The following is an 897-nucleotide window of genomic DNA, read 5'->3' on the forward strand; positions in this document are numbered from 1 at the left end:
AATCGGCGGCGGGCTCAGCGGGTAGATGAAGGCGTCGCGGATGCCCGAGAGCGCGCCAAACGCGCGCCCGGCCAGCGCATCGGCCGACTGGCCCGGGCCCTTGCGCTCGTGCCAGTCCTTCAGCGTCACGAAGGCCAGGCCGGCGTTCTGGCCCTGGCCCGAGAAGCTGAAGCCGAGCACGCCGACCATGCTCTGCACTTCGGGCTGCTGGAGCATGAAGCCTTCGACCTGCGCCATCACGTTCTTGGTGCGCTCCAGCGTCGCGCCAGGGGGCAGCTGCACGTTGACCAGCAGCGTGCCCTGGTCTTCGCCGGGCAGGAAGGAGGTGGGCAGGCGCGTGTACACCAGGGCCACGACGCCGATGATGGCGGCGTAGATCACCAGGTAGCGGCCGGCGCGGCGCAGCATGCGCGCCACCAGGCCTTCGTAGCCCTTGGCGGTGCGCGTGAAACCGCGGTTGAACCAGCCAAAGAAGCCTTTCTTCTCGTGGTGGTGGCCGGCCTCGACCGGCTTGAGCAGCGTGGCGCACAGCGCCGGCGTGAGCGACAGCGCGAGGAAGGCCGAGAAGCCGATCGAGGCCACCATGACGGCGGAGAACTGGCGGTAGATGTTGCCCACGGAGCCCGAGAAGAAGGCCAGCGGCACGAACACCGAGATCAGCACCACGGTCACGCCGACGATGGCGCCCGAGATCTGGCCCATGGCCTTGCGCGTGGCCTCCAGCGGTGGCAGCCCCTCCTCGGTCATGATGCGCTCGACGTTCTCGACCACCACGATCGCGTCGTCGACCACGATGCCGATCACCAGCACCATGCCGAACATGGTCAGCACGTTGATCGAGAAGCCGAGCGCCAGCAGCGTGGCGAAGGTGCCCAGCAGGGCGATCGGCACCACCAC

The 897-nt window shown here is 68.3% G+C and carries 1 protein-coding gene; it reads right to left on the bottom strand.

Features of this window, described 5'->3' with window-relative positions; all coding sequences use genetic code 11:
* Window positions 1-897: efflux RND transporter permease subunit (locus QZH66_RS17165; RefSeq protein WP_305807054.1), on the bottom strand; the 897-nt coding region annotated here is incomplete at both ends.

The sequence above is a fragment of the Stenotrophomonas sp. YIM B06876 genome (assembly GCF_030711595.1).
Classification (GTDB): Bacteria; Pseudomonadota; Gammaproteobacteria; order Xanthomonadales; family Xanthomonadaceae; genus Stenotrophomonas.